The organism is Lactobacillus pasteurii DSM 23907 = CRBIP 24.76, assembly GCF_000297025.1.
Lineage (GTDB): Bacteria > Bacillota > Bacilli > Lactobacillales > Lactobacillaceae > Lactobacillus > Lactobacillus pasteurii.
In genome coordinates, this window is sequence record NZ_CAKD01000005.1 from 1 (window position 1) to 25,619 (window position 25,619).

Here is a 25,619-nt window from a genome sequence, read left to right on the forward strand (position 1 = left end):
GATTCATTCAAATTGCACTGAAACAGATCATATAAAAACCAATAAAGCCCAGAAAAGCTCAACAGCGACAAGACTTGATCTTGATTTTGGTGCTTTCAAGTTTTAGTTATGTAATCAAAGAGTATTCAATACTGTTGACTTTTTATAATAAAGCGCTATCATGTGATATAGAAGTGAAGAATTATCGTATTGTTAACGAAAGTGCAAGAGCGATTTAGATGCCATTTTGTGGCACTAGGTCGCTCTTTTTTTCTTGGGAGGTTTTATGTGAAAATAAAACGAATTTTGAATAATAGTGCAGTAATTGCGGAAAAGAGCGATGGTACAGAAGTAATACTATTAGGAAAGGGAATAGCTTTTAACCAAAAAATTGGTAATTTAGTTGATAAAGCCAAAATATATAAAAGCTTCAGTCCCAGTTCAAAAATTCAACGGAAAAATGTAATAGATACTGTTCATGAAATAGATCCTGTATACTTTGAATTATCTCAAAAAATTTGTGAACGACTCAAAAGAGAAGAAGGAATTAGATTAACAGATAGTGTCTATATAACGTTGACAGATCACCTTGCTACGAGTGTAGAGCGAGCACAAAAAGGGCTTTATCTAAGCAATAAATTTTTATGGGATATTAAGGACTATTATCCAAAAGAATATAGCTATGGTGTCTGGGCTCTTAAGTTGTTAAATCACCAATTTGGTGTTGATTTTCCAGAGGATGAAGCGGCATTTATTGCTGTTCACTTGATAAGTGGAGAGTTGGGGCAGGATATTGATGAATTTCAACGATCCATGAAATTTATAAGAGAGATAACCAAGCTTGTTCGTCACTATTTCAGAATAGATTTGGATAATAAAACCCTGAACTATAAGCGTTTTGCTGTCCATTTGAAGTTTTTCTGGCAAAGAATGATGTATGAAACAGATAAAAAGCCCTACGGTGATTTAAGCAAGGAAATATTGGAGGTGATAAAAGAAAGTGATATTGATGCTTATCTATGTGCATTGAAGATAAAAGAATATATAAGGCATCAGTACAATTAAGAACTTAATAATGAAGAAGTAATGTATCTAGCAATTCATATCAATAAAATTACAAGGGAGGAAAGAAAAGATGAAGTACGATCAAATGATTGAAGAAATATTGTCTGCAATAGGTGGAGAAAAAACATTTCTTCTGTTGTACACTGTGCCACTCGTCTACGTTTTGTATTAAAAGACGAGTCTAAGGCAGATGATGAAGCTGTAAAAAATATTCCTGGAATTTTACAATTAGTAAAAAAGGCTGGTCAATACCAATTAGTTATTGGTAATGAGGTTGGCGATGTATATTCCGAATTAATGCAAAAAATTTCTATTAGTGATAGCACGACGGATAACAAGAATAAGGGTTCTATTTTTGATCGTGTAATTCGAGTAATTACCGGATCAATTGCTCCGGCTATACCTTTGCTTGCTGGAGCAGGTATGGGAAAAGTTATACTCCTTATCTTAACAATGTCAGGTATTTTAACGGAAACAAATCAAACATATCAAATTCTAAATTTGATCTTCGATACAGGTTATTTCTTCATGCCGGTATTTGTGGCTTTTTCAGCAGCGAAGGTTTTTAAGACAGATCAATACTTAGGTGCGTTCATGGGGTTGGTGACAGTTCATCCAATCTGGATGGATCTTATAAAAGCAGCTAAACCAGTTAACTTTATTGGATTATCAGTTCAATTAATTAAATATTCAGGTACTTTAATCACTGCGATTCTATCAGTTTGGATTATGTCGTATATTTACAAAGGTGTGAAGAAAGTTACACCTGGAATGATCAAAGTATTCATGGAACCAATGTTAACAATGTTAATTACGGCTCCATTGATTTTCTTAGTAATAGGCCCAATTTCAAACATTATTTCTGAGGCTATTGCTACTGGTTCGATGTGGCTATTCAACAATGTAGGAATTATTGCTATCCCTGTATTAGCAGCAATTTATCCATGGCTTGTTTCTGTAGGCATTCATAAAGCTCTATCTCCTATTAGTATTCAACTTGTTGCAACCCAGGGATTCGATCCGATTATTAGAGTTGTTGCTTTATGTTCAAATATTTCTCAAGCAGCTGCATCATTAGCAGTAGGTTTGAAGACTAAAGATAAGAAATTGAAATCGTTGGCTTTGTCATCTAGTGCTACAGCGTATTTAGGTGGTATTACAGAACCTGCCCTTTTCGGTGTTAACTTACCTTTAAAGAAACCGATGTATGGGGTAATGATAGGTTCCGCGATTGCTGGTTTAGTAGCCGGTTTTCTAAAATTAAAAGCGTTTATTTATGTAACTCCAGCAATTTTGAGTTTGCCAATGTGGGTTTCCAAAACAGAAAACTTTGTACTACAAGCCGTCCTAGTTATGATTGTTGCTAGTGTTGCAACATTTATTGCTACGTGGATGATTGGTTTTGAGGATCCAGTTCAAGAGAGTGAAAATAAAGAGATTATTATAAAAGGAGAAAAGCACAAATTATGTAGTCCCGTTGAAGGAAAGCTTGAAAATTTATCATCAGTGAATGATCCAACTTTTTCAAGTGGAGTAATGGGTAAAGGTGTAGCAATTGTTCCTACCAAAGGGACTATCGTCGCTCCTGCTAATGGAGTTGTTACTGCAGTATTTGAAACAAAGCATGCAATAGGCTTACATCTTGATAATGACGCAGATGTGTTAATTCATATTGGAATCGATACTGTTGAATTAAAGGGTGAAGGATTTAAACAGTTAGTTCAGAAAGGTCAAAAGATTAGCATTGGCGATAAGTTGATAGAATTTGATCTTGGAAGGTTAAAATCAGAAGGATATGATCCAACTGTAATAATGATTATTACAAATTCAGCAGATTTCTTGGAAGTATTGAATGTTCCAAAATTAGAAAATACAGACGTTAACAATAATAGTGGTGTGATGGTTTTGGTATGACAATGTCAAAGTTAGAAATAAAAAAAGATTTTCTCTGGGGTGTTAGTTCTTCGGCTAACCAGATAGAAGGTGCATGGAATGAGGATGGAAAAGGAATGTCAATTGCTGATTGTGAAAAATTCAACCCTTCATCTTCAAAAACTGATTATAAATCTGTCAATAAAATGACTACTACTCAAATTAAGGATGCAATTAAGGATTCATCTTCAAAATTATGGGGTAAACGTCATGGAATTGATTTTTATCATCAATATCCAAAAGATATAAAATTGTTAGCTTCACTAGGTATTAAGGCCTGCAGATTATCAATAGCATGGAGTAGAATATTTCCAAATGGAGATGATTTAGAACCTAATCTAGCAGGGCTAGAATATTATGATCATCTTTTTCAAGAATTGAGAAAATATAATATTCAACCGATTGTGACCTTGTCACACTATGAGATGCCTTTGAATTTGCTTTTGAATTACGATGCTTGGTATGATAAACGAGTTGCTGATTATTTTGTTAAATTTTCTAAAACGGTGATTGATCGATACCATAGTGTTGTTAAGTACTGGATTCCGATTAATGAAATTGATAGTATCTTACGACATCCCTATTCTTCTGCAGGATTAATTGAGGATCGATTTAAAGGGAAAAATTTTAATACTATTTTATATCAGGCTATGTACTATCAGTTTATTGCATCAAGTGAAATTATTGAGTATATCCATACAAATTATCCAGATAATAAAGTTGGTAGTATGATTACTAGTACGATGGTATATCCATATTCATCCGATCCCAGAGATGTTCTAAAAGCAGAGCAAATAATGAATGAAACACTTGAATTTAGCGACATACAACTTAGAGGACATTATCCCAAATCACTGATATTACGGATGAAAAAACTTGGAGTTGAGCTAAGAACAACCTCTGAAGAGTTAAGATTGCTAAAAAATAATACTGCTGATTTTATTGGATTTTCGTATTATTCATCAATTTGTGCAGCAGCTGATACACATGGCTTAAAACTAACGAATGCTAATCGAATAACTGGAGTTTTTAATCCCCATTTGGAAACAACTGAATGGGGATGGCAAATTGATCCTATCGGCCTAAGATTAACTATGAATAAGCTTTATTCTAGATATCAAAAGCCGTTGTTCATTTTAGAGAATGGGTTAGGGGCTAGAGATGATCTGACAAAGGATAAAAGAATACATGATAAGTATAGAATAGACTATTTGCAAAAACACATCGATCAAATGATGATAGGAATCAAAGAAGATGGTGTTGAAGTACTAGGGTATTGTATTTGGGGTGGCATCTATATGGTTTCAGCTTCTACTACACAAATGAGTAAGAGATATGGATTGATATATGTCGATGTAGATGATTTTGGTGATGGCAGTTATAAACGATATTTGAAGGATTCGTACTATTGGTATAAAGATTTTATTAGTGAAAGCGAATGATGATAGACTGCAAAAATACCTAGCCAGTAATTGGTCAGGTATTTTTAATTGAAGACTTATAGTATACTGCACGGACACACAAAAAGTAGACGATTTTTTGTTCTAACTAACAAAGGCTTGTTTCCGATATTCTACCGGAGCCAAGCCTTTTAGTCTGCTCATTTTCTCTATTATTGGTACTTATATAATTTAATCACCATTTTTGCCTTTCGGCATCAACTGCTATTTTTAAGTACTGGATTATATCAGAAAAATACGACTTATTGGTCGTATTTTTTAGGAAACTGGCGCCATAGACTATCGAAATATTGCAATCCAGAAAATTGTATACGACATTCGTATTTTTATTATCATAAGAAAAACTTGGTACTACTGAAATTCCTTTATTGGTTGCGGCATACATTTCACAACCAGCAACACTGTTAACTTTAGAAATATTTATCTCCGGATTTGCCTTTTGTAGCATAGTTTCAATTTTTTGAACGGATTTTACAGAATTTTTACTGTCCCAGATCCATATTTTTTCGTGCTTTATATCATCAAAATTAATGTATCTTTTTTTCGATAAGGGATTGTTTTTAGAAATAATTACAGAATATCCCGCTTCAAGTAGAGGCCTGAATCCAATTCTATTATCTCCTTGAAAAAAATCTTCCTGGATCAAAATAAAATCTGCTTTATTTTGAAAAAATAACTCTATGTTATCTTGATAAGGACTGGAAGGATAGAAGTTAGATAATTGAATTTTTCTACTTTTATTCTTCTCGTATAAGTTAACAAAAGTAGGTAAATAAGCTTTTTCAAAGGGAAGAAGAGAATGGCAAATTTTGATTGGCTGGGATTCTTTTTCGTTATAGATATCGTTTAAGCCAGATTGAAATTGATTATTCAAATTAGACATTAAATGATAAAATTCTTCACCTTGAGAAGTGAAATTAGTTGTATGTCCGATAACTTGAATCAATTTAAAACCTAATTCGTCTTCTAAATTTTTCAAATTTTTAGAAACTGTTGGCTGAGTTACAAATAGTTTCTGAGCTGTTTTAGTAATACAGCCTGTTTCACCAAGTGCCAGTAGGCAATTAATTTGCATTGAGTTCATATTAATATTCCATTTCGTTATGTTAACATTCTAAACAGTTTTCATCATATTACATTTAGTGCCTTAAAATCAATACTGTAATCGCTAACATACGAAGGGAGTATTTTTATGAGTTCAATGTGGATTGCCATAATAATATTATTGATGGTAATAGGTTGTTTCATTTCTGGAAAGGTTTCGCTATCTATAACGGGTTCTTTGGTTTTGGTATCTCTATTGATTTTTAATGTTTTACCACCAGAAAGGGTTTTTGCTGGATTTACTAATACTAGTGTAGTTTTATTTGCAGCAATGTTTGTTGTAGGTGCAGTAATTCAAAAGACAAGTATTTTAACTGCAACTACAAAATATATTGGTAGGTTTAAGGACAAACCACAAATTTTGATTTTAATAACATCTATAATTGCTACGCTCTTATCTATTTGTACTAGCGGAACAATTGCAACTGTAATTTTATTACCAATTCTAATTGGAATTTGTGATGAAACGGGTTTCCCCAGGAGCAAGATTCTTTGGCCTTTAGCAACGATTGCATGGTTTAGTGCAGGAGCTTGGTTTCTAGGTACGGGTGCTTTAAATATGTCTTGGTCTTCTGTAATGATGAATCTAGGTGCTAAATCTGCACTAAATATAAATGATTTTCTGTTTATTAGATTGCCATTCATTATAGTTATGATCCTATATTTAACTTTTATAGCTCCAAAGTTATTACCAAATATTGAAAATACAAAGCTAAGTGAGAGTCATACCAAAGATTCTTCGCAAGCACAAGCGTTAACACCAGTTAAAAATAAAATAGCTATTACCATAATCTTGGCAACTATTATTTTGATGATACTTTCTACATATATCCATATCCAAGCCTATGTAATAGCTATGGTAGGGGCCTTATTATTAGTTATTAGTGGTACGTTGACTAATCAAGAAGCATTAAAAGCAATTAATCTTAATATTATTTTTTTAGTCGCAAGTATGTTGTCGTTGGCTGATGCATTATCTTATACAGGCGCAGGAAAAATGATTGGTAATTTGTTGGCCAAAAGTATAGGTGGAATTAGTAATCCATTTTTGATTATGGGAATCTTCTTCTGTGTTTCGTTCATTGTTGCACAATTTATTGGAAGTTTGCCAACTGTAACTATTTTTATTCCATTGATTACCTTAGCCTGTCTAAAGATGGGGCTTGATCCTCGCGGTGCAGTATTAGCTGTTACTTGCTCAGCTGGAGCTGGATTTTTGACACCAATAGGTTCAGCAATGCATGCATATGTAATGGAGCCTGGTGGCTATAGTTTGAAAGATTACATTAAAGCAGGTTGGCCGTTAGCTGTTATTTTAATTATTATGGGTGCAATTGTTCCTCAATTGATGTATCCACTTTAAAAAGGAGAAAAATTATGAAAGAAGAAAGATACGATGTTGTTGTTGTAGGAGCTTCCAATGCTGGAGGCATGGCAGCTGGGGCTGCTAGACAAAAAGGTGCCAAAGTACTGGTTATTGATAAAGAAAGTACAGTGGATTATTTGTATAGAAATACTATTGCTTCTGTCAATAGTAGTGCGCAAAAACAAGCAGGAATTAAAATAGACAAACGTGAATTAGTAGAATTTTTATCAGCATTTGCACAAGATAATGTTAACCAAAAACTTCTATGGAAATGGGCTAATGAAAGTGGTGAAGCATTAGACTGGCTTGAAGAAAATATTTTAGAACCAAATGGTGACCATTTGTATGTTGAAGCTGACGCTAAGTATGAAACATTGATCAATAAAGCTTTTCCTACTGGAAATGAGGTCACTTCTGATGATAAATCATGGGACCGCGGCTGGGGTCGATACATGATAAAGGAATTGAAGAACATGGGGGTAGACTTTGCTTGGAAGACAAAGCTAGAGCATCTTATCACTGATAGTCAAAATAAAATTATCGGATTAGAAGTAAGAGATGAAGACACTAGTAAAGTTCGTAAAATATATGTAAATAAGGGTGTTGTGATTTGTACTGGTGGTTATGGAAATAACTTGGCTTTAATGCAGAAATGGGCTCCAACTTTACTTAAGAAAAATACTTTTGGACAGGGCCCAAGAGATGATGGGTCTGGTCAGATTGCAGCTATGGAAGTTGGTGCAGCCCGAGATGAAGAACCAGCAAGTATTATTTTTGATCGAGGAGCTGTACCAGTAGGTACCAATATCATAGATTTTTATATTAATGATTGGCAAAGTCATCAATTTGTTTTAGGATCATATCCTTTACTTAAGGTAAATCTTCGTGGTGAAAGATTCTTTAATGAAAGTGCCCCATATCAATTCGCAATGAATTCCTTAATGCATCAGCCAGGTCATCTTGAAGTTATGATTTGGAATGAAAAGACCATGGATAACTTAAAACAATTCCACACTTTAGGTTGTTCAAGATTAGGTTGGCCAGGAATTTTTGACACTGATGGAGAAAAGAAGCTATTGAAAAAATTCCTTGAACTGGGTTATGTTCAACAAGCTGATAGTATTGAGGAATTGGCTGAAAAAATGAATTTGCCAAAAGATACATTGATTAATACAGTTAAAAAATATAATGAAATGTGCCAAAAAGGTGAGGATACCGAGTTTGGTAAGGAAGCTTATCGTTTATTCCCAGTTGATGGAGCACCATATTATGCAGTAACTTTAGGTGGAATTTTGTTGGCTACTTTAGATGGGGTGCGTGTAAATGATAGCATGAACGTTTTAGATGAAAATTGCAATCCAATAAAAGGACTTTATGCAGCTGGTAATTGTGCAGGTGGATTCTTCTGGGGATCTTATCCAGATAGAGTTCCGGGATTAACGGCAAGTCATGCGATAACATTTGGTAGATTAGCTGGACTAAATGTTGTAAGTGAAAACTAATGAAATAACCAAGCAATCTGAAATGAAATCCTAATTTGGGCCATGTTATTGATTAACTTTGTTTAGAACCGTATTTCGATATTTTATCAATGTCACTAAGCTAAGTGCTTGACAAATTATTCAACTCAAGAATCGAATCGTTTTGATTCGGTTCTTTTTCAATTTAAATAAAAGGTGCACGCCCTCACCTCATTTTCCGCATAGAAAGGACATACACCTATGAATAATATTCATAAAAATATTCTAAAACTACTAAATGACATTATCAATAATATCGCATTGAATATCGGCAAATAGTCCGTTGTTAAACACGCTTTCACACGCTTTCGCAAGCTAAACGCTATCGACTTGATCAGAGTCATTCTAGGAATGGGAGCTGCTTAAGGCATTTCCAGACGTCAATCTTAGAATGACTGCATCTACTTTTGAGCAACAAAAGGCTAAATCTGATCATAAACTTTTGGATGATCGATATTTGATCTTGGTAATCGACGGCTCCGATTTCAATCCTCCATTCAATCCAAATTCAGAAAATCTCTTTCAACGCACTGATGAAAAAGAGTATTGTCAGATTCACGTCAATGCACTTTACGATATTTTAGATAAACTCTATATTGATATATCCATCCAGCCCAGGCAGAAAATGGATGAGCGTCAAGCTGCCCTGGAAATGTTAAAGAAGTTGAATGGAACTGATCAAGAATTTTTAGTCTTGATGGATCGAGGCTATAGCAGCTTCAATCTAATCGAGACTTGCAATCGACTTGATGGATGCAAGAATCTTATTCGTACTAAAATAGACAAGGGCGGAATTAAGGAGATAGCTAGTCTAGAAGATCATGAATATCATATCGACTTATTTTGTCGAGTTACGGATTCAAATTATTACTTCAAGACTCATAAAGACATGGAGAAGCTTCATCTTGTCAATTCTAAGCATAAAGTCTCCCTTTCAAAAAACGCCAAAGATCATCGGTAGGACTTCGAAAGACTTTGCACTGTCAAGTTCAGAGTCTGCAAGTTTAGGATCAATCCGCCAGGATCTGAGAATGAACGGGAAGTGCACATAACCAATCTAGACAGAGAAAGCTTCCCATTGTCTCGATTAAAGGAGGTTTATCATCTTCGCTGAGGAATCGAAACTTCATTTAGAGAGCTCAAGTATGATCTAAGTGCAGCACAGTTCCATTCAAAGAAGGATCAATTTGTTTATATGGAATTGTACGCTCATTTTTCCATATACAATGCAGTCAGCTTGTCCATGGGATTGGGCCAGCATACGAAAGGAAAAAGAAAATATCTGTATCAGTTCGACTTCAAAATGGCTTGTTGTGCATTCAAGTAGAGTTTTAGTTCAAGTGACAATTCTGAAGCAAGCTTCAAGAAAATGCTGGTGAATATCGCATACTATCTAACTTCCATCCGGCAAGGTAGGAAAGACAAGAGAAATATGAAAGCGAAAATGGTCATCAGTTTTCCATATCGATTGACAGCTTAAGCAAATATTTGAAATAAGCCATTGAGTGATATGAACCCCGAAATTCTTGTCCGAATTTCGGGATTCATAGCATTCATCGTTATTTTGTTTGGTTGATAAGATGTTATAAATTTGGAATTTATATCAAAGTTTCGAGATTTTTATTTATTATTTTTCAAAATTTCTTTTGCCTTATCTTGATAGTTTTTTGCTTGTTGCTTATCTTTCAAGGTTTCATATATATGAGATATAAGCATGTAATAGGCTACTCGTTTTTGAGGATCAGCTTCTGATTTTGACTTTTCTATTAATTGATCAAGCTTATCGGTTTCATTTAACACGAGAACTTTATATGGTAATTCAATTTGACCTCTAACTTTTGAAAAGTTCTTATTAGTTTTAATCTTTTTATATACTTTTTGAGCTTTGGTCTTATCTAATTGATCCATGTAATACATCAATTCACGAATATAGAAATCTAATTTTTGTCTTTCAGTAAAATGAGCTTTTTCAATTTGAACAAAAAGTTCTTCTAGCCTAATTCGATCGTTGTGATAAAGGTATGAATTTAACTTTAGCACAGCTCTATTATATTCGGGAATAATTCTGATAGTTTCTTTTTGATCAATTAACTGATCAAATGCTTTCGTATCCTCACTTAATGCCAAAGGCGTAATTTTATAAATCAATTTTTTTCTCTTATATTGACTATAAAACTGAATTATAAAAGTTAAAGCAACTAAAATTACAATTATTATTACATATGTAGAGTTCATATCTTTCCTCCAAACTTATTATCCAATCTATTATTACACAAATGAAAATACTTTTATCGATATTTTTAAATTAGTATCGGCAAGAAAAATCTCGAAATTCGGATAAGAATTTCGAGGATGCATATCAACTTCGAACTTTTTAGTCCATGAATATCTTTATAAGTCTAGGTAAGAATATTATATCCGTATGCTTCTAATTCTGTTAGTGCGGGGAAAGCATCTGAAGATGGGTCTTTTACCAGTTTAGTAAACGTCAATGAATCAGTAATAACAGAAGAAATTTCAAACTTTTGCCGTTTATCTGTCTTCTCCAAATGAATATCTTGTTCACTGCCATCTGAAAACCTTAATGTGGCCTTTTTCCAATAAGTATCGTGAGGATAATCTGCCCGTAAAACAACTCCTATGCCATCTAGCTTGACTTTCCTACCAAAATCAATCGTTAATTCTGCATCTTCACGACCATCGATTCCCCATGATTGGAAAGGAAAATTGCCATGCCCGTGATTTTCTAAGTAGCCGTCAATAGCATTTTTTGCCCAAAAAACTGTTAGATTACGTGTTTCAGCATTGGCTGATGCATGAGGAAAAGCGTTTGAATTATGATGTTGATCATGTGAGTTAACAGCTAGATTCTGATGCATGGCAATTTCTTCTGGATTTGCAAATCTTACTTTTGCATAAGAAAATCTGTTTGAAAATACACCTTTGCTGTAAGGCCATTCTCTTTGTAAGTCGAAGAATATATCATATTTCCAGATTTTATCTGTCAAATAAATTAGAGCTGGAGATAATGCAGGATCCAGTTGAACAACTATATAACAAGGGCAGTGATCTACTTCAACTTGAAAATAGTCGCCTAAAGCATATGCTCGTTTAAATCCAAGGTAAGTGTCGTATCCGTCAGAATTAGTTTTGACTACTTTATTATCCTTGTTGAGTAGTGAAAGGGTGATTTTGTTCATAATAAACCTCTATTCTAGTTCTTTAATGCCAAGGGGGTATGGTCAATGGTTGCAAAAGCTTGATGGTGGAATGGCGTATCATCAATCGAGAAAATCTTTTTTCCTGTAAATACTTCTTGATGAAAGATAGCGATGCAATATTCATGACTAGGAGTGATTATTTTCCATCCCTCAGCAGTTTCTTCTTTAACAGGCCGATCAAAGTTTTGTAAAATAGGAATTTTTTCAATTTTCAGATCAGTACTTGCTAAAATTGTTGAAAGAGAAACATTATCCGTAAAAGATTTTTTTAAAGTAATCATTTTACTTTGCTCAATTTCATTATATTTTGGCGAAAATGGGAAATCAGTTAATTCAATAGATTCAGAATGAATGAATTTCCAAGAGGAATTTGGAGTCTTAATAATGTCATCATTGTAATCTGTTGATGGATATAGGTGCCAAAGTTGGTTAATCTCGTGATTACCAGAAATTGAAACTTCATCGGATATAATCCAGACGCCACATTCTAACATAATAACCTTTCTTGTCCATATTTCTAACGGGTTGTTTCCAACTACTGATCCTTCTAGATAATGGATGCTTTCTTTAGTGTTATAGAAGGTTGGTAGAACTTTATAATAAGAATCAAAGTCCCAACTACTATTAGGTTTTGCTGGTTCATAATTGTCGATGAGTACAGAATTATGAGCCTGCATTGATTTTAGTAAGATTCTAGTTGGATGGTCTTCGCGATAAGTATATCTACCAGAATCAACGAAAATTGGCTCTCCTTTACCATATATTGAAAGGTGAAGGTTATCAGAGTGAGCATGACCACTACCCATTGAACCATTATTGAAAAATAGATAATTGGAATCTATTTGCCAATTGGAGCGCAAGGCAAAGTTACCACTCGAAAAACCTAGATAGTTTAGATTTGTAGGTTTTCGTTTTCCTATTTTTTTATATTCTAAGAAATTTTGACCAATATATATCAAATCTTCATATGAGAATTCGCCAAAATAGTTAATTTGTTCATCCTTGAGTAGATAGGCACTATTAGCCAGAATATCGTTAGGTGAAACTTGATCACTATCACCGAAGTTTGGCAATAATTTTTTAGGAGTAACTATTTGCTGCAGAGTATTGGACATTTTCTTAATGATAGGAAGAACTAAATTTTCGATAATCTTATTAGGCTTGAAAAACAATAAGTGCTGTAATGCTAATAATAATTCAACATGATACATTGGTGATTGTTCCCAATCCATTCCATCATCTAAAACTTGTAAATTTAATTGAAGTTTTAGTTCATTTAAAGCCCATTGATATAGATCATTGTTTTCAAAATCTTTATAGATGAAGGGAAGGGTGATAAGAATCCCACATACTTGAATACTTCCCCAATTGCTCAATTGGTATTTAGGTACGTAGTTTTCCTTTAGATATAAGATTTGTTTTTCTATGCTTGAGGAAATTTTTTCTAATTCAGCATCAGTTATCTGATTTGACCAGCTTAGATAGGTGAGACAGTTTATCCAATTGACCAGTCTAATACCAGTATCAAGAGTTCGAGTTGAATTTTGATTTATAATTATGGGGTGTTGATTAATCCAAGTTAAGATTAGTTCTTTTGCTTTCACAAAATACTTGCTATTGTTTGTTAAAACTCCTGCTAAAAAAAGATAATTCAACCAATCCATCCGATTTAGCATAAAGTTCCATTCTGGATCATCATTTTTGATGGTTTCAAAATTTAACTGGTCTAAGTGATAAATCTTTGTACATCTCTCCATGTCCCAACGACGATCAAATTTGAAATCGTGGTTTAATAATAAATTAGCTTCTGAAATAAATTTAGACTGTTCATCCTTAGGTATGAGGGTAGAATAGGAATCTGGATTTAGAAGTGAAATTCGATGATCTATTTGCTGTTTTAAATGAATTAAATTAATCATGTAGCAAGTCCTTTCGAAATAAAAAAGCACTGAGATATACTCAGTGCAATATATTATTCTAAGCAGTAGTCAAAATCTTTAATGCACTTAATACAATACCTACGATTACAGTCAGAATAACTAATTTGTAAGTAGTCCAGTGACGTTTTTTGATCAAGTAGTACATTAATAATGTGTACAATACAGGTAATAGAGCTGGAGCAATCTTATCTAACATTTGTTGAATGTCGATAACTGATTTACCAGTAGCCCCTTTAGCAGTAACGGTGTAGGTGATACCTACTTTCATTTTGACGAACGTAGCAGCAAGTCCAGCGATAACGGTAATACCGATCATAGCTGCTGTATCAGAGATAACAGCCATTTGACTACTTAATTTATCAATCATGCTAGTACCAAGTTTGTGTCCGTAAGCTCCGACACCAAGCTTGATAGCTAACAAAGTAATGTTTTCAGCTAAAAGGAAGAAAATAGGAGCTAATGTTACACCACTCATAGCTAAAGAAGCAAAGATTGATGAGAATAATGGGGCAATACAGAATTGTGATAGTGAGTCACCAATACCAGCCAAAGGTCCCATGAGGGCCATCTTGATACCACGAGCTTCTTGATAGTCTGCACCACCATCAGCCATTGCCATGTGAATGGAAGTAATGAATGGTAAGAAGTTAGGATTAGTGTTGTAAAATTCAGTATTTTCTTCCAACGATTTAGCTAATTTAGCCTTATCATTACCGTATAGCTTCTTAAATGCAGGATACATGACAAGTGAGTATCCCAAACCCTGATAGTTACTGTAATTAAAGCCGTTTTGTAAAAAGTATGCTCTCAGAGTTGTAATTAAATAATCTTTTTTAGTAAATACTTTAGATCCAGTCATCTCTTGATTCCTCCGTGCTTGTGTTTGCTGAACTAGTAGTTGCATTGGCATCTTTCTTACCGCTGAAGAAGAATACCAGAAGTGCAACAATAGTACCAAATATAGCAATACCGATTACAGGGGTGGTAAAGTAGGCTGCTAACGCATAGCCAAGTAATGCAAATGGAATGAATTCCTTCTTAAGCATTACGCTCATGATCATTGCGAAACCGATAGCAGGAAGCATACCACCGGCTACTGATAAACCTGTCAATAGCCATTGTGGAATCATCTTAACTAATGTTTGAAGAGTACTCATACTGTAAGCACCAAGGAAGCCTAGGAAGAAACCAACAATTGCAAACAAGCAAACAGTCGCATTAGAAATCAGACGATATTTTGTAAAGTTCTGAGCTTTCAAAGCTTTCTTAGCTGATTCTGGGAATCCAGCACAAAGAGTATAAACAAAAGTTTGTAAGAATTGGATTGCAACAGCAAATGGAATTGATAAAGCCAAAGCGGAAGCAGCAGTAATTTTACCAGCAGAAGTAATTGCTAGCAAAGTACCAATGATTCCGGGGCCAATTGGGTTAGGTGGAACAGTACCACCAGCACCAACACCAAATCCCATAAAGGCCAATTCGGCTACAGCACCACAAGCTAATGCAGTAGGGATATCACCTAAAATAACACCAACCCCAAAGCTTAAAACCAATGCTCTGTTAGTATAAATACCCCAAAGCATACCAGCATAACAAAATGCGGTCCACAATCCAATTAGGATTGCTTGAATTAAAGATATATGCATTTTTACATCCTCCTATAGATAGTTTTTAATATCCACTTCAACAGATCCATCATTTCCAGATGGAGTGGTCTTGGTGTTGAATGAAACATTGTATTTTTCAGATAATGTTCTCAAAGCATTCTTGTCTTCTTCACCTAAAAAGATAGATCTGGTGATTTTTTCTTTTCCTGGAGCATTATGAATATTACCAATATTCATTTCGTGGATAGGAACACCGCCAGCTACAAGTTTCAAAGCATCTTCAGGGTCTTTAACAATAATGAAGATCTTTTGTGCTGGGTTAGCCTTATGAATAATATCAATAACTTTTTGTACGCTATAAAATCTCATAGCGATGTTACCTGGAATAAGGGCTTTCATCAAAGTTTGAGCAACAGGGTCTCCAGCTGCTTCATCGTTTGCCACAATACAAGTATTAATATCAAGTGTCTTAATCCACATTTGTCCTTGACCATGGACTAGGCGTTCATCAATTCTTGTCATTACAATATTTGGTTCAGCCATTTTTACATCCTCCTACCAATACATATTCCAATTATTATTTTGTTTAAATCTGGTTAATGCTTCTAAATAGAAGTAGTCACCCCATAGGTTTCCTTCATCTACTCCGTGACCTGAATGCCAGGAGTACACACCATGATTTAGCAAAGCGGTAATGCCTTGAGTCTTTTCATCTGTGTATGATTCAACAAGGTTATGAAGCATTACACTTTGTGCTTTCTCATAGATAGGGAAAAGTTCACTATCTGGATTCAAGAAGCGTTGCATTTGATTCATACCACAAACTGCAATTGCAGTTGCTGAAGAATCTTTAGATTGATAATCTCCATCGCTGAAGATTAAGTCCCAATAAGATACAAAATCTTTTGGCAATCTATTTAAGAAGTAGTTGGTTACTGATTCGAAAGTATCAATGTCCGAATCATCATGCAATCTGCTGTAGTTCAAAGCAATTCCGTAGATTAACCAAGCTTGACCTCTTGCCCAGCTAGAATCATCTGAATAACCTTGACGGGTTTTCCCACCCAAAGGCTCACCACTTACAGGATCAAAGAAGAAAGTATGGTATGCAGATCCATCTTCGCGGATTGCATATTTTAAAGTAGTAGCGTAGTGATTTTTTACTACTTCAAGATAATCAGTATTACCTGTTTCTTTATAAGCCCAGTATAGAAGTGGAATATTAAGCATAGCATCGACTATTAACCGGTAATTATCACTGTCGCCAATATTTCCCCAAGCTTGAATAAATTTTCCTTTTGGGTTATATCTTTCCATTAACTTATCCGCAGCCATTAGCGCAGCTTTTTTTCCGAGCTCATTGCCGGTTAACTTGTAGGCTGCAACACAAGATGGGATATATAAGAAACCAAGATCATGATGATTGACATCTACTTGGTTCTTAATTCTATCGTAAAAACTTTCGACATTTTTTTCGGCTAGTTTTCTAAAAACTTCTTCATGTGAATTTTCATAACATAACCATAAGATTCCGGTCCAAAACCCAGGTGTCCATTCAACATTTTTTGCAGTAGCATATGTATTATTGATTGTAGACGAGTCTGGAAAGGTTTCCCCAAGCTTAACGATATTACGCTTAACCTTCTTAATTACATCATTGATTGCATGATCAAGCTCAGTCTCAGAGATTCCAGATGCATTTTTGATTCTTGTAGGATCAACCAACATCTCTTTCTTGATTGTGCTCATCGTTTCCTCCTGATAAATAAAAATTATTGTTTCGATTCATCTTGCAACAATAGTATAAGCATAATTCTAAAAAATGTAAACGCTTTTTCTTTATAAGAAACAGTAAAAAAGACTATAAAAGTATAAAAATCGCATGATATCAATGATTTGAAGAAAAAATATTTTTTGGCTGTTCAAAAAATATATTTACCTTTTATAAAATTTTGATATTATTATTTCCAAATGAGAGACAATCTCGATTTTTTTGTGTAGGATAACTTATAGAATGTGTAGTTTAAATTTTTGAAGTTAAAGAAAAGAGGTAGGATTATTTTGGACTCTACTAAAGTAAAACCTTATGGGACGGTTCTTATAAAGCAAAAAGAAATTCTAGATTTCTTATTAAGTTATGAAGGAGCACCTACTCTTGCTGACATAAGTAAAGGATTGGGTCGACCAAAGCCAACTCTCTTAAAGATTTTGAACACTATGGAATTAATTGGCTTTGTGAGAAAAAATGGGGATACGAAACAATACAGTTTAGGAATATCCTTGATTCCTTACGCCCAAAAAGCAATATCAAGTTTTGATATTGTAGAGGCAGCAAGTCCATATTTACGAAAACTCCGTGATTTGACCCAGGAAACAGTTAATTTAGGCGTTATTAGGGATAATAAAATAGTTTTAATTCAAAAGCTTGAAAGCCCTCAAAGCATAAAAATGCAGTCACAAATAGGTGGAACAATGAGGCTGTACTCTTCAGCAATGGGAAAGGCGTCGCTTGCAACATACAGTCAAAGTAAATTGATACATTACTTTAACAACGAGTCTTTTGATGCAATAACAACTCAAACCATTACTAATCCACAAATATTGACTGATGAACTTAGGATTGTCCAGCGTGATGGATATGCTGTGGATGATGAAGAAAATGAAAGGGATGTTTTTTGTATAGGAGCTGCTTTATACAAAAATGGACATTTATATGGTGCCTTTAGCATCAGTACACCGAAATATAGGTTATCTGACGAAAGAAAAAGAGAATTTATCGATTTGCTGAAGAAAACCCAGCTTTCTATTTTAGAAACAATATAGGAAGAAAAAAATAAATCTGATAAAACGCTTGCATTTTTCACGTGTAAGCGTTAAATTTATTTTGTATAAAATGATAAATGATATTTCTTTATAAGAAATGAGGCTGAAAATGAATTTGAATTTAGTTTATAAATATGCTCATAGTCCGGAGGACATCAAACATTTTGACAGTGATAAAATGCGAGAAGAGTTCTTGATGGAAAGAATTTTTGAGCCTGGAAAAATTCTTCTCACATATACTTACAATGATCGAATGATTTTTGGAGGAGTTACTCCAGCAGATGAACCACTTGAGATCACTTTATCAAAAGAATTGGGTGTTAATTACTTCTTGGAGAGACGTGAGTTAGGAGTAATCAATATAGGTGGTGAAGGAACTATTGAGATAGATGGTGAAAAGGAAAATATGGTTAAGCAAGATGGCTATTATATCGGTCAAGGTGTAAAGCATATTATTTTCTCATCTAAAGATAGTGCTAGACCAGCTAAGTTTTACATTGTATCAACTCCAGCTCATAAACATTACCCCAATAAGAAACTCCCATTTAAGGATGCAATTTCAATGAAGCTTGGCGATCAAGATCATATGAATGCTAGAACGATTTATAAATATATTGATGCATCACAAATGGATACCTGTCAGCTTCAAATGGGTTATACCGTTTTGGAAAAGGGTAATGGCTGGAACACCATGCCAGCTCATACCCATGCTCGCAGAATGGAAGCTTACATGTACTTCGACTTTGAAAATGAAGATACAAGATTGTTCCATATTATGGGTAGACCTGATGAAACTAAACATATCGTAGTTCAAAATGAACAAGCGATTGCTAACCCAAGTTGGTCAATTCACTGCGGTATAGGTACTACAAGCTATTCATTCATTTGGGCTATGTGCGGTGAAAACCAAACATATGATGATATGGATGCAATTCCTATGGAAGATTTGAAATAAAAATAAGATAAAAAGAAAGAGGATCTAGAAATGGTAGAAATTCACCAAACTGAAGAAGAAATTAGACGTCATGAAGAAGAATTAGACAAGTTCAAGATGAGTCAATTTGACTTGACTGGAAAAGTTGCCATTATTACTGGTGGTAACACTGGTTTGGGACAAGGTTATGCAGTTGCCATGGCAGAAGCTGGTGCTGATATCTTTATTCCAACTTTCGGTAAGCTTGAATGGGAAAACACCCGTAAATTAATTGAAAAGCGTGGTCGCAAAGTTGAATTTATGGATGTTAACTTAACTGAACCTGGTATTACTGACAAGGTAGTAGAAGAAGCAGTTAAGAAGATGGGCCGCATCGACATTCTTGTAAACAATGCAGGAATGATTAGAAGAAATCCTTTGCTTGAATCAAAAGATGAAGATTGGGACCGCGTAATTTCAATCAACTTATCAGCTGCTTACCACATGTCATTGTCTGCAGCTAAGGTCTTTGCTAAGCAAAAGTATGGAAAGATTATTAACATCGGTTCAATGCTATCATTCCAAGGTGGTAAATTTATTCCATCATATACTGCATCTAAGCACGGTGTTGCAGGACTTACTAAGGCATTTGCTTCAGAACTTGGCGTTTACAACATTACTGTAAATGCAATTGCTCCAGGATACATTAAGACTGAAAACACTGCTCCTATTAGAGCTGATAAGGAACGTAACAAGGAAATTCTTGATCGTATTCCTGCAGGACACTGGGCAGATCCATATGAATTGATGGGTATTGCTGTATTCTTAGCAAGTGATGCATCAAGTTACATTAATGGTGCAATCATTCCAGTTGATGGTGGTTACTTAGTTCGTTAGAAAGAAAAGAACAATGGCAGAGTTAATTACAATTGGAGAACCTCTCGTCCTCTTTGCTTCGACTGAAGAGGGGGTGAGCCTTGATAAAGCAACAAGTTTTACCAAATATTTAGCAGGTGCAGAAGTAAATGTTGCAGTTGGTTTGACTAGATTGAACCATACTGTTGATTATGTGAGTGTGGTTGGCGATGATCCGTTTGGGCAATTCTTAAGGGATGCAATCGCTGAACAAAAGATTGATACTAAGTACTTATATACTAGTTCTAAATATCCAACGGGCTGCATGTTTAAATCTAAGACAAGTACTGGTGATCCTATCACGTTTTACTTGAGAAAAGGATCAGCTGCAGCTCATCTATCAAAAGAAATTATTGATCAAATTGAACTTGCTGGCGTAAAGTGGGCTCACATTACGGGAATCTTACCAGGTATTTTGGAGACTCCAGATGTAATTTTCCATCTGCTAGAAAGACTTAAAAAAGCCAATGTTTCAATTTCTTTTGATCCTAACTTGAGGCCAGCAGTCTGGCCTAGTCAAGAAATTATGATTGAAACAATCAATAACTTAGCTAAGTCAGCAAAAATGATTATGCCAGGAGTTAAAGAAGGGGCCATTTTGACAGGAGAAACTGAGCCAAGAGCAATTGCAGACAAGTTCTTTAGTCAAAGTGAGATTACTGAAACAGTAGTAATTAAGATGGGCCCTGAAGGAGCGATGATCTTTAGACGTGGGCAAGCAGATGCTCCAATAATTTCTGGATTTAAAGTGGATCATGTTGTTGATACAGTTGGTGCTGGTGATGGCTTTGCTGTTGGCTTATTGAGCGGAATTTTAGAAGGTAAATCTCTAGAAGAAGCCGTTAGCCGTGGCAATGCGATCGGTGCGATGGCTGTGATGTCGCCAGGCGATAATGACGGCTATCCAGATCCAAGTATGCTAGATAAATTTTTGAAAGAAGCAGAAAACTAATTATGCAAAAATCAGAACTATTAAATAAACTAGTAAATTCTGGTGTGGTAGCTGTTATCCGTGGTGATGATAAGGAACAAGCGCTCAAAACAGTTGATGCAGTTATTGCAGGTGGAATTACTGCAATTGAACTTACTTTTACTGTGCCAGGAGCAGATCAAGTTATTTCAACTTTAAGTAAAAAATATCAAGATCGTGAAGATGTGATTATCGGTGCGGGAACGGTTTTGGAGCCAACTTCGGCTAGATTAGCTATTATTAACGGTGCTAAATTTATCGTTAGTCCAAGTTTTAATAGCGAAGTTGCTAAGCTTTGCAATCTATATTGTATTCCATATACTCCAGGCTGTATTACACCAACTGAAATTCAATCAGCCTTAGCCTATGGTGCTGAGTTGATTAAGATTTTCCCTGGTAATGTTGCAGGTAAGGGTGCGATCAAGGCTTACAAAGGACCATTTCCATATGTAAATATTATGCCAACAGGTGGTGTTGATTTGGATAATATGGCAGAGTGGTTCAAAGCTGGAGCTAGCGTAGTTGGGGCTGGAAGTAATTTGACTAAAGATGCAGCTACTGGAAATTACGTAGCAGTTAGTGAAATGGCTAAAAAATATCGCCAAAAATTCGAAGAAATTAAATCATAAGGAGAGAGCTTATGCCAACAGAATTAGTACTTATCAGTCATGGCCATCTTGCAGATGAAATGAAGAAGAGTTGTGAAATGATTATGGGATCGCAAGATCATATCCGAACAGTTGCTCTTCTTCCAGAGGACAGTCAAGAATCTTTCTATGAAAGATTTAAAGAAACGACAAAAGATATTAACGATCAAGAAATTCTTGTTTTTGCTGATTTAATGGGTGGTACTCCTGCTAATACCATCTATAAGGCAATTGCAAGTGGAGCTAATATTCATTTGATGACAGGGATGAATTTGGCAATGATAATTGAATGGGTAAATAGCCAAATATTATCTCAAGAATCAGATTATCTTGATGCTGCCAGAAATGGCCTCGTGGATGTAAATGAATTAGTTAAATCTCTGAATAATTAATAAACTTAAAAAATCTCCCCCTCTAGAATAAAGGCAGTAATTCGTAACTAGAATTGCTGCCTTTTTTATCTAAAAATATAGGTATACAACGATGTTAAAGAAAATTAATTTTGGTACACAAAAACGCTTTTCAATTCGTAAATTAACTGTTGGTGCTTGTTCAGTATGTTTAGGAGTATTTTATTTGAACTTTACTCCAAATCAAACAGTTTTAGCAGCAGATGATAATACGAGCAATCCGGTTTTAACCAATAATTCAGCTACAACTATAACTAATACAAATAGTACAAATGACAGTACAGATAAAGATAACGAAACTACAGTAGAAAATTTGGTGAAAAATGGTGATTTTTCTCAAACTGCTTCAAAAACTGGTAAGTGGACAGGGGAAGCTGCAAAATCATGGGATAGTCCGTGGATTCCAACTGCTACTGAAAATGCTAAAGTGGAAGTTGAAGACGGCAAATTACACATTTCTTCTGATAGCAAATTCAGGGCAGCAGTAACTCAAACAATTAAAATTGATTCAAGTAAAAAATATGTTATGGATTATGATGTTGAAACTAAAGACTTAGAAGGTGCTGGCGTTAGAGTTAGGACTAGAAGTCTAGATGACAGTGGTAAGGAAATTTTGCCAAAAGAGCAATTTTTTACTCCATATACTAATAAGACAAGTACCAAACATATTAATCAGCAATTTCAATTTTCACCAGAAACTAAGCAAATTAAGTTTGAAGTGTTTTTTGAAAATAGTACAGGAGATGCCTATTTCGATAATATAAGCTTTAAAGAGTATGTTAAAAAATCCGGAAATGTAAAAGAGGAACCTAAAGCTGAGAATGGTGAGGTTAATCTTGAAGATAACAAGTATTATCTAACTAATTTATCTAATGCAGATTATAAAATTGAGGATTCGGAAGTTGCGACTGTTAAAAATAATTTGATTATTCCGAAAAAATCAGGAAGCACGAAAGTATTAATTACCAAAGATCAGAAAGAAATTGGACAGTTCATGCTAAATATTTCTGATCATCAACAGAGTGTTTATGATAAAATCCTAGATTCTTGGGAAAATGTTTCCTTAGGTAATGAAAACTATGATGATAGTAATCCATATATGAAGTCATTGCTTGATAAAACTGAAAGCGATGTTGCTAATAATTTGTCTAAATGGGATGCAACTCAAGAAAGTAATAGTATATTCAGCGACGTAACTGATTTTAATAAATCAGCAAACATAACTACAATTTACCGCAGACTAGAACAATTTTCTCAAGTACTAACTAATAAATCTTCTAAATATTATGAAAATGGTGAGTTAGCATTGAAATTGAAGGATGGGATGTCTTACTTATATGCTAAAGTTTATAATGAAAATAAAGATATCGTTGGTAATTGGTGGGATTACCAAATAGGAGTACCAAGAGCGATTGTAAATATTTTAACGTATGCTAATCTATATTTTAGTGATGCAGAAGTCAAAAAATATTTATTACCGGTCGATAAATTTTTGGCAGATCCTACACATTTACTATCTGCAGATCATGCTCCTGCAATTGGTGGAAATGCAACAGATTTAAGTAAAGTTACTATCCTAGCAGGTGCACTTAAAGGAGATAGTTCAAGAATTCAAAAGGGTGTTGATGTTCTTTTACCAACTTTAACTTATGTTGAAAAGGGTAATGGCTTTTATAAAGATGGATCGTATATTGATCATGTTGATAAAGACTTACACGGTGTGGCATATACTGGAGCTTACGGCAATGTGTTGATGGATGGCTTTTCTCAAATTATGCCGATGATTTCAAATACAGAATTTGCCTTACCAAAGGAAGAGACTGATATCGTGTACGGATGGACTGATCAAGCCTATTTCCCAATCGTTATAAATGGTGAATTGATGGATATGACTCGTGGGCGTTCTATCAGTCGAGCTACTGCTGAGAGTCATGCAGCAGCAATTGAAGCTTTGCGTGGAATTGTCAGAATCGCTCAAGCAAGTGATGCAAATATAAAATCACATTTATTATCTGTAGTTAAGGGAAAGATTGCAAATGATACTTTTTATGTTCCTTATCAAAATCTAAAGTCATATACTGATATAGCATTATTTAATAAGTTATTGACGGATAAAAGTATTATCACCGAAAAGGGTAAGAATTATATTCAATTCTTTAATAACATGGATAAATTTGTCTACAATAATGTAGATGATAGTTTTTCTTTTGCAATTAGCATGTTTTCTGATAAAACTAAAAATTATGAGGATATGAATAATGAAAATCGCCATGGTTGGTATACTTCAGATGGCATGATTTATTTGTATAATGGCGATTTGGCACATTATAGTAATGGATATTGGCCAACTATTGATCCATATAAATTGCCGGGTACAACCGAATTAACTACTAAACGAGAAGATGGAAGCGGTCAAGCTGTTTTACCTAATAGTTTTGTAGGGGCAACAAAGCTGGGTGAAAAATCAGCTACAGTTGCTATGGATTTCATAAACTTTAATAAGGAATTAACGGCTCGTAAAGCATGGTTTATCTTTGGCGATAAAATTGTATTTTTGACTACTGATATTCAAAATAATAGTAATGATCCAAGTGTAACTACTGTTGAAAACCGAAAGATTTCAGATCAAAATCGTAAGGTCTATGTTAATGGCAAAGAAGTAGATCTAACTGATCCAACTACTGAAACGGTACAGACCTTGTATATCGATGCAGACGATAATAATCAAAGAATTGGATATATATTCTTAAAGCCACTTACCTTAGAGATTAATAAAGATCAACGAACACATAGTTGGAGGGAAATCAATTACGGCCAATCAGATGATCAGATAACGAATACTTTTTTAACGGCAATACATACAACAACCGAAAATGGTGAAAATATAGCATATGTGTTAGTACCGAATAAAGATCAAAATGCTCTTAAAAAAATTCAAGCTGACGTAAAGGTTGTTGAACAAACAAATGATATTCAAGCCGTATATGATAAAGAGAATAACATGTATGGAGTAGTTAAATATAACGATAATCCTTATATGCTCTCAAAAGACTTGGTTCTTAAGCAAGCCGGAATATATATTATTAAAAAGATAAATGATGGATACGAATTAAGTTTCTCACATCCAAGAGATGAGTTCGATTATTCAACATTGAAGAGAGAAAATGCTTCTGATAATTTTAAAATTGTAAAGGAAGCTACAGAAAAAGATGGATCTACGGTTGTAAAAATTATTGTCAAAGAAAAGCATAAAAATAATTCACAAACTAATGATATAAGTAAGGGAACTGAACTTGAGATAATAAGTAATAGTGATGAAAACAATAATGCAACTACTAACTCAGACCAAGCAGCAGTTCCAATAATAAAATATCTATATCATAATGCTTATCTTTACGATCAGGCAGGTAAAAGAACAAATACATTAGTTTTGAAACGATTCAATTTTATTAATACTTACGGTAAATTAACGATTGCAGGTAAAAAATATTATCGAATTGATAAGGCCCACTATGTAGCGGCTAATAATATTGATCCGATTAAACGAACTTTGAAGAGAAATTCTTTTATCTATGATGAATTTGGAAAGCTAGTTAAAAAGACAACTAACGCAACAAAAAAGGGTCGTAAAATTAATACCTATGGCTCAATTGTAAAAATTAATGGCAAGAAATTTTATACTGTAGGTAAGAATCAATTTATTAAGGCGATTAATTTTAAAAAGTAGTTCAAGTTATGTAAGTTCTA

General features: G+C 34.3%; 20 protein-coding genes and 1 pseudogene. 13 read left to right on the forward strand and 8 right to left on the reverse strand.

Annotated elements, in window-relative coordinates; genetic code table 11:
- The first annotated feature begins 267 nt into the window (after positions 1–267).
- The 3 genes and pseudogenes from BN53_RS01225 to BN53_RS01235 all read left to right on the forward strand — a co-directional run bounded on the left by BN53_RS01225 (position 268) and on the right by BN53_RS01235 (position 4,418).
- Positions 268–1,044 carry a PRD domain-containing protein gene (locus BN53_RS01225; RefSeq protein ID WP_009559056.1) on the forward strand — a complete coding sequence of 259 codons (777 nt, stop codon included), beginning with the start codon at positions 268–270 and terminating at the stop codon, positions 1,042–1,044.
- Between the two features lie 70 nt (positions 1,045–1,114).
- Positions 1,115–2,958 (forward strand): annotated as a pseudogene (locus BN53_RS01230) (beta-glucoside-specific PTS transporter subunit IIABC).
- A gap of 2 nt (positions 2,959–2,960) precedes the next feature.
- On the forward strand, positions 2,961–4,418 hold the full coding sequence (locus BN53_RS01235; protein WP_040537249.1) for a glycoside hydrolase family 1 protein: 1,458 nt from the start codon (positions 2,961–2,963) through the stop codon (positions 4,416–4,418).
- A gap of 193 nt (positions 4,419–4,611) precedes the next feature.
- Here BN53_RS01235 and BN53_RS01240 read toward each other — a convergent pair whose 3' ends face one another.
- Positions 4,612–5,520, reverse strand: a complete 909-nt coding sequence (locus tag BN53_RS01240) for a LysR family transcriptional regulator (protein WP_009559060.1) — start codon at positions 5,518–5,520, stop codon at positions 4,612–4,614.
- A gap of 108 nt (positions 5,521–5,628) precedes the next feature.
- Between BN53_RS01240 and BN53_RS01245 the strand changes: the two genes are divergently transcribed.
- The 3 genes from BN53_RS01245 (at position 5,629) to BN53_RS09805 (ending at position 9,387) form a co-directional block, all read left to right on the forward strand.
- Positions 5,629–6,903, forward strand: coding sequence for an SLC13 family permease (locus BN53_RS01245; RefSeq protein ID WP_009559061.1), 1,275 nt, complete (start codon positions 5,629–5,631; stop codon positions 6,901–6,903).
- A gap of 14 nt (positions 6,904–6,917) precedes the next feature.
- Positions 6,918–8,408, forward strand: coding sequence for an FAD-dependent oxidoreductase (locus BN53_RS01250; protein ID WP_009559062.1), 1,491 nt, complete (start codon positions 6,918–6,920; stop codon positions 8,406–8,408).
- 409 nt (positions 8,409–8,817) lie between these two features.
- Positions 8,818–9,387 carry a transposase gene (locus BN53_RS09805; protein WP_009559063.1) on the forward strand — a complete coding sequence of 190 codons (570 nt, stop codon included), beginning with the start codon at positions 8,818–8,820 and terminating at the stop codon, positions 9,385–9,387.
- A gap of 659 nt (positions 9,388–10,046) precedes the next feature.
- On the opposite strand, the gene BN53_RS01260 is transcribed toward BN53_RS09805, so the two are convergent.
- From BN53_RS01260 to BN53_RS01290, 7 genes are all read right to left on the reverse strand, one after another.
- Positions 10,047–10,661: a hypothetical protein gene (locus BN53_RS01260; RefSeq protein ID WP_009559064.1), complete on the reverse strand. Its 615-nt coding sequence runs from the start codon at positions 10,659–10,661 to the stop codon at positions 10,047–10,049.
- Positions 10,662–10,825: 164 nt separating this feature from the next.
- Positions 10,826–11,626 carry a hypothetical protein gene (locus BN53_RS01265; protein ID WP_009559065.1) on the reverse strand — a complete coding sequence of 267 codons (801 nt, stop codon included), beginning with the start codon at positions 11,624–11,626 and terminating at the stop codon, positions 10,826–10,828.
- A gap of 14 nt (positions 11,627–11,640) precedes the next feature.
- Positions 11,641–13,566: a heparinase II/III family protein gene (locus BN53_RS01270; protein ID WP_009559066.1), complete on the reverse strand. Its 1,926-nt coding sequence runs from the start codon at positions 13,564–13,566 to the stop codon at positions 11,641–11,643.
- Positions 13,567–13,624: 58 nt separating this feature from the next.
- On the reverse strand, positions 13,625–14,446 hold the full coding sequence (locus tag BN53_RS01275) for a PTS system mannose/fructose/sorbose family transporter subunit IID (protein ID WP_009559067.1): 822 nt from the start codon (positions 14,444–14,446) through the stop codon (positions 13,625–13,627).
- On the reverse strand, positions 14,433–15,233 hold the full coding sequence (locus BN53_RS01280) for a PTS mannose/fructose/sorbose/N-acetylgalactosamine transporter subunit IIC (RefSeq protein WP_009559068.1): 801 nt from the start codon (positions 15,231–15,233) through the stop codon (positions 14,433–14,435). The genes BN53_RS01275 and BN53_RS01280 overlap by 14 nt, the downstream gene beginning before the upstream one ends.
- Before the next feature lie 12 nt (positions 15,234–15,245).
- Entirely contained in the window at positions 15,246–15,737 is a 492-nt protein-coding gene (locus tag BN53_RS01285; protein ID WP_009559069.1) for a PTS sugar transporter subunit IIB, read from the reverse strand.
- Between the two features lie 12 nt (positions 15,738–15,749).
- Complete coding sequence (locus BN53_RS01290; RefSeq protein WP_009559070.1) at positions 15,750–16,943, reverse strand: glycoside hydrolase family 88 protein; 1,194 nt, start codon at positions 16,941–16,943, stop codon at positions 15,750–15,752.
- 312 nt (positions 16,944–17,255) lie between these two features.
- Between BN53_RS01290 and BN53_RS01295 the strand changes: the two genes are divergently transcribed.
- The 7 genes from BN53_RS01295 (at position 17,256) to BN53_RS01325 (ending at position 25,599) form a co-directional block, all read left to right on the forward strand.
- Positions 17,256–18,017: an IclR family transcriptional regulator gene (locus tag BN53_RS01295; RefSeq protein ID WP_009559071.1), complete on the forward strand. Its 762-nt coding sequence runs from the start codon at positions 17,256–17,258 to the stop codon at positions 18,015–18,017.
- Positions 18,018–18,126: 109 nt separating this feature from the next.
- A complete protein-coding gene (kduI, locus tag BN53_RS01300) occupies positions 18,127–18,972 on the forward strand; it encodes a 5-dehydro-4-deoxy-D-glucuronate isomerase (protein ID WP_009559072.1) in 846 nt (281 codons plus the stop codon).
- Between the two features lie 30 nt (positions 18,973–19,002).
- Positions 19,003–19,827 (forward strand): 2-dehydro-3-deoxy-D-gluconate 5-dehydrogenase KduD, encoded by an 825-nt coding sequence (gene kduD, locus BN53_RS01305; protein WP_009559073.1) that lies wholly within the window; start codon positions 19,003–19,005, stop codon positions 19,825–19,827.
- A gap of 13 nt (positions 19,828–19,840) precedes the next feature.
- Positions 19,841–20,797, forward strand: coding sequence for a sugar kinase (locus BN53_RS01310; RefSeq protein ID WP_009559074.1), 957 nt, complete (start codon positions 19,841–19,843; stop codon positions 20,795–20,797).
- Positions 20,798–20,799: 2 nt separating this feature from the next.
- Complete coding sequence (locus BN53_RS01315) at positions 20,800–21,444, forward strand: bifunctional 4-hydroxy-2-oxoglutarate aldolase/2-dehydro-3-deoxy-phosphogluconate aldolase (RefSeq protein ID WP_009559075.1); 645 nt, start codon at positions 20,800–20,802, stop codon at positions 21,442–21,444.
- Between the two features lie 11 nt (positions 21,445–21,455).
- Positions 21,456–21,854 carry a PTS sugar transporter subunit IIA gene (locus BN53_RS01320; protein ID WP_009559077.1) on the forward strand — a complete coding sequence of 133 codons (399 nt, stop codon included), beginning with the start codon at positions 21,456–21,458 and terminating at the stop codon, positions 21,852–21,854.
- A gap of 91 nt (positions 21,855–21,945) precedes the next feature.
- Positions 21,946–25,599: a polysaccharide lyase family 8 super-sandwich domain-containing protein gene (locus tag BN53_RS01325; protein WP_009559078.1), complete on the forward strand. Its 3,654-nt coding sequence runs from the start codon at positions 21,946–21,948 to the stop codon at positions 25,597–25,599.
- Positions 25,600–25,619: the final 20 nt, after the last annotated feature.

Excerpts from the sequence above, each read along its gene's own strand:
- BN53_RS01245 (WP_009559061.1), top strand. The coding sequence starts at position 5,629 with ATGAGTTCAATGTGGATTGCCATAATAATATTATTGATGGTAATAGGT.
- BN53_RS09805 (WP_009559063.1), top strand. The coding sequence starts at position 8,818 with ATGACTGCATCTACTTTTGAGCAACAAAAGGCTAAATCTGATCATAAA.
- BN53_RS01260 (WP_009559064.1), bottom strand. The coding sequence starts at position 10,661 with ATGAACTCTACATATGTAATAATAATTGTAATTTTAGTTGCTTTAACT.
- BN53_RS01270 (WP_009559066.1), bottom strand. The coding sequence starts at position 13,566 with ATGATTAATTTAATTCATTTAAAACAGCAAATAGATCATCGAATTTCA.
- BN53_RS01320 (WP_009559077.1), top strand. The coding sequence starts at position 21,456 with ATGCCAACAGAATTAGTACTTATCAGTCATGGCCATCTTGCAGATGAA.
- BN53_RS01235 (WP_040537249.1), top strand. The coding sequence starts at position 2,961 with ATGTCAAAGTTAGAAATAAAAAAAGATTTTCTCTGGGGTGTTAGTTCT.
- BN53_RS01290 (WP_009559070.1), bottom strand. The coding sequence starts at position 16,943 with ATGAGCACAATCAAGAAAGAGATGTTGGTTGATCCTACAAGAATCAAA.
- BN53_RS01310 (WP_009559074.1), top strand. The coding sequence starts at position 19,841 with ATGGCAGAGTTAATTACAATTGGAGAACCTCTCGTCCTCTTTGCTTCG.
- kduI (WP_009559072.1), top strand. The coding sequence starts at position 18,127 with ATGAATTTGAATTTAGTTTATAAATATGCTCATAGTCCGGAGGACATC.
- BN53_RS01250 (WP_009559062.1), top strand. The coding sequence starts at position 6,918 with ATGAAAGAAGAAAGATACGATGTTGTTGTTGTAGGAGCTTCCAATGCT.
- BN53_RS01285 (WP_009559069.1), bottom strand. The coding sequence starts at position 15,737 with ATGGCTGAACCAAATATTGTAATGACAAGAATTGATGAACGCCTAGTC.
- BN53_RS01240 (WP_009559060.1), bottom strand. The coding sequence starts at position 5,520 with ATGAACTCAATGCAAATTAATTGCCTACTGGCACTTGGTGAAACAGGC.
- kduD (WP_009559073.1), top strand. The coding sequence starts at position 19,003 with ATGGTAGAAATTCACCAAACTGAAGAAGAAATTAGACGTCATGAAGAA.
- BN53_RS01275 (WP_009559067.1), bottom strand. The coding sequence starts at position 14,446 with ATGACTGGATCTAAAGTATTTACTAAAAAAGATTATTTAATTACAACT.
- BN53_RS01280 (WP_009559068.1), bottom strand. The coding sequence starts at position 15,233 with ATGCATATATCTTTAATTCAAGCAATCCTAATTGGATTGTGGACCGCA.
- BN53_RS01315 (WP_009559075.1), top strand. The coding sequence starts at position 20,800 with ATGCAAAAATCAGAACTATTAAATAAACTAGTAAATTCTGGTGTGGTA.
- BN53_RS01325 (WP_009559078.1), top strand. The coding sequence starts at position 21,946 with ATGTTAAAGAAAATTAATTTTGGTACACAAAAACGCTTTTCAATTCGT.
- BN53_RS01265 (WP_009559065.1), bottom strand. The coding sequence starts at position 11,626 with ATGAACAAAATCACCCTTTCACTACTCAACAAGGATAATAAAGTAGTC.